The sequence below is a fragment of the Aeromonas sp. s6 genome, assembly GCF_040907815.1.
Classification (GTDB): Bacteria; Pseudomonadota; Gammaproteobacteria; order Enterobacterales; family Aeromonadaceae; genus Aeromonas; species Aeromonas caviae.
The window spans coordinates 1-3,690 of the sequence record NZ_JBFOCN010000055.1 but is presented as its reverse complement, the minus strand read 5'-3'; the positions used below and the strand labels follow the sequence as shown (position 1 = coordinate 3,690).

2 protein-coding genes and 1 pseudogene are annotated in these 3,690 nt (G+C 58.6%); all 3 read left to right on the top strand.

All coding sequences use genetic code 11. From position 1 onward, the window contains the following. Positions 1-3 precede the first annotated feature (3 nt). The 3 genes and pseudogenes from AB5Y50_RS08845 (at position 4) to AB5Y50_RS08835 (ending at position 3,373) form a co-directional block, all read left to right on the top strand. Positions 4-1,563 carry an IS1634 family transposase gene (locus AB5Y50_RS08845; protein WP_368162673.1) on the top strand — a complete coding sequence of 520 codons (1,560 nt, stop codon included), beginning with the start codon at positions 4-6 and terminating at the stop codon, positions 1,561-1,563. Positions 1,564-1,620: 57 nt separating this feature from the next. Beyond that, positions 1,621-2,544, top strand: a pseudogene (locus AB5Y50_RS08840) (Tn3 family transposase); the annotation flags it as partial. Continuing rightward, the gene (locus tag AB5Y50_RS08835; protein WP_309294950.1) at positions 2,489-3,373 is read left to right on the top strand and encodes an NUDIX domain-containing protein; all 885 of its coding nucleotides are present in this window, start codon (positions 2,489-2,491) and stop codon (positions 3,371-3,373) included. The pseudogene AB5Y50_RS08840 and the gene AB5Y50_RS08835, both read left to right, overlap by 56 nt. The last annotated feature ends 317 nt before the right edge of the window (positions 3,374-3,690 follow it).

The window sequence follows — 3,690 nt, the reverse complement described above, 5'->3', positions numbered from 1 at the left end:
GGCCTGTGCCAAGAGCTCGATATCGCCCGCATGATCGATGCGGTGCTGCCCAAAAACCAATCCTTCAAAGTCTCTCATGGTCAGGCGTTGGTGGCCATGATCATCAACGGCTTAGGCTTCCATAGCAGCACCTTGCACCTGTTCCCGCGGTTCTTCGCCAACAAGCCGGTCGAGCGATTGATCGGCCCCGGGCTCTGCGCCGATGATCTTAATGATGATGTGCTCGGGCGCTGTCTGGATGCGCTGTTTGCGGCCGATGTGTCGACGCTTTATCAGGTGATGGCCGAGCAAGTGGTCGCCAAGCTGGGGCTCAAGCCCACGGCGGTGCATCTTGATATCACCAGCTTTCACGTCGATGGCGCCTATGACTGCGCCGATGGCGAACAGACCGGCCGGCTGCAACTGGTGCGGGGATACAGCCGTGACCATCGGCCAGAGCTCAATCAGGTGATCCTGGAGCTGATCTGTGAGAATCAGGCCGGCTTGCCGGTGTACCTGCAAGCGCTCAGTGGCAACAGCAACGATAACAGCGCCTTTCGCGAGACGGTTAATCGCCACCTGCGCAGCCTCAAGTCCGCGCAGGAGAGCCGCTATCTGGTCGGTGATGCAGCGCTGTACTGCGCCGAGACCCTGCACCTGTTGCATCATCAGCGCCAGCTGTTCATCACCCGCGTGCCGCGCACCCTGACGGAAGCACGGAATGCTGTGGCAGCCATTGGTGAGGCGCCGCTGACCGCGCTGGGCGATGGCTACCAGGGGCGCTGGCTGGATGCCGATTACGCGGATGTGCCGCAGCGCTGGCTGCTGGTGCGCAGCGAAAAGGCCAACCATGCCGAGCAGAAAACGCTGGCCAAGCACCTGCTGGGCGACAGCACCCGCGAGCTCAAGGCGTTCACCAAACTGTGCGCGCGGCGCTTTGCCTGTCAGGCCGATGCCGAAGCGGAGCTGGCGCGCTTTGCCAACGGGCTGAAACTACTGGAGATTGTGCAAGGCCACGTGCTGACGGAGCCCGTTTACGCCAGCGCCGGCAGACCCAAAAGCGGCCAGCAACCCGACAGCTATCAGTACCGCATCGAGGGTCAGGCCGCTACCTGCCTGGAACGGGTGGAGGAGGCCAACGCCCAGACGGGCGTGTTCATCCTGGCCACCAACGACCTGAGCGGCACCCTGACCATGGCCGAACTGCTGGCCACCTACAAGGCACAGCAAACGGTTGAGCGCGGCTTTCGTTTCCTCAAAAGCCCCGAGTTTCTGACCTCATCGCTCTATCTGAAAAAGCCGGAGCGCATTGAAGCCCTGTTGATGGTGATGACCTGCAGCCTGATGATTTACGCCGCGCTGGAGCACCGTATCCGCAAAGGGCTGGTTGCCCAAGGCCGCAGCGTGCCGGACATGAAGAAGAAACCGACGCAGAAGCCAACCGCCCGCTGGATCTTCCTGTGCTTTGGCGGGATCCACGAGTACAGCCTGGGGGGCGAACCAGCCCAAGTGACCGACATCAACACCGTTCAGGAGACCATCATCGACGTTCTCGGCCCTCGATACCGGCAGATTTATTCATGAAGCGGGTGCGGAATGTCGGTTTGATATGTAATTTGCTATTGGTCTAATAGATGCGCAAACTTCCGAACCGGCAGCAAGGCAGAGAGCACCGGGCATATCAATCCGAAGTATGGAAGTAGCCCTGGGCGGACGTTCTATACCCATATCTCCGACCAATACGCGCCCTTCAGCGCCAAGGTGGTCAACGTCGGCTTGCGCGACTCGACCTATGTGCTCGATGGCCTGCTGTACCACGAGTCTGACTTGCGTATCGAGGAACACTACACCGACACGGCGGGCTTCACCGATCATGTGTTCGGCCTGATGCACTTTCTGTGATTCCGGTTCGCGCCGCGCATCCGCGACCTGGGCGACACCAAGCTGTTCATTCCCAAGGGCCATACTGCCTACGATGCACTCAAGCCGATGATTAGCAGCGACAGGCTGAACATCAAGGCTATTCGCGCTCATTCGGATGAAATCCTACGGCTGGCCACTTCGATCAAGCAGGGCACGGTGACGGCCTCGCTGATGCTGCGCAAGCTCGGCAGCTATCCGCGCCAAAACGGCTTGGCCGTCGCCCTGCGCGAGCTGGGGCGCATCGAGCGCACGCTGTTCATTCTGGATTGGCTGCAAAGCGTGGAGCTGCGCCGCCGCGTCCATGCGGGGCTGAATAAGGGCGAGGCGCGCCACGCGCTGGCCAGGGCGGTCTTCTTCTACCGATTGGGTGAAATCCGCGACCGCAGTTTTGAGCAGCAGCGCTACCGGGCCAGCGGCCTCAATCTGGTGACGGCGGCCATCGTGTTGTGGAACACGGTCTATCTGGAGCGTGCCACCAGTGCTTTGCGTGCCCACTGCAAGGCGCTGGACGATACGTTGCTGCAATATCTGTCCCCGCTGGGGTGGGAGCATATCAACCTGACCGGCGATTACCTATGGCGCAGCAGTGCCAAGGTCGGTGCGGGGAAGTTCAGGCCATTGCGACCGCTGCCACCGGCTTAGCGTGCTTTATTTTCCGTTTTCTGAGACGACCCCGACTAAGAGCAAAGCAGTGGCCTATGGCGGGGTGGTGATCGATCCCCATGGTTATTTGTTGATGCGTGAAGTGAAAAATCACTTCGACGGCTATGTCTGGACGTTCGCCAAAGGTCGGCAGGACAAGGGTGAAAGTCCTAGAGAAACCGCGTTGCGGGAGGTCTGGGAGGAGATGGGTATCAATGCCACCATCCTTATTCCCATTTCTGGGGAGTTTGCAGGCGGCACCACGCTCAATCGCTTTTTCTTGATGGTGGTGGAGCGAGGGGCACCAAACCTCGGTTACGGTAACGATGAGACCGAACGCTTATGCTGGGCGACACCCGCAGAGGCAGAACGCCTGATCGCACAAACCAGCAACCCTATTGGCCGAGCGCGTGACCTTGCGATCCTCAAGGCCGCTCAAGATAGCCTTCCTAAGATGTTGCCATTGACTCGCCCCGTGGTGCGTTGTGCCGACTGGCACAGCCGGCCCATGCCCGCAAGCCGGATAGCCGTGCCGCTGGATACGTGTTACTCAGCCTCGGAGATGGCCGCGATAGTCTGCGGATCATTGCCGATAAGTCAGGATGACAAGTGGTTTATCTTCTATGAGGATGGTGTTTTGCACTGTCACCGCAGCTGGACAGGCATTTGTATTTATCGGGTATATTTCCAGCCCGTTGCAACGGGTTGGCAGGCTCGCCAGGTAGAAATCAACCGACACCCAGGGCAGTACACTGAATCAGATGAGAGCGAAGATTTGGCTTTATTGAACACAATCCTTGAGCTGCTTTTGCTCATGAAGCCCATCTAGTCAGTTACGGCATGAACTGCGTATTCCGGTGAATTTGAACAGTGATTCCGGAATCTGTGAACACCATTTCCGGAAAGTATGCGGCCAGGGATTCTGCGAGCAGAAGCTGAGCTTTGAGGGGAGGCATCTTTTCGACTCACCGAACAAGCCAGCAGCCAAGCGCAGCGCGGCAGTTGTGGATCCAGGTCATTGGAGCATGACGGTTCATCTGACATCAGAGTTCGTGCTCTGAGGTGTCCGGAAATGGTGTACACGCAAGCCGGAATCAGCGTTCATTTTAAACCGGAATAGGTGTTCATTTTCGACCGGAATATGCA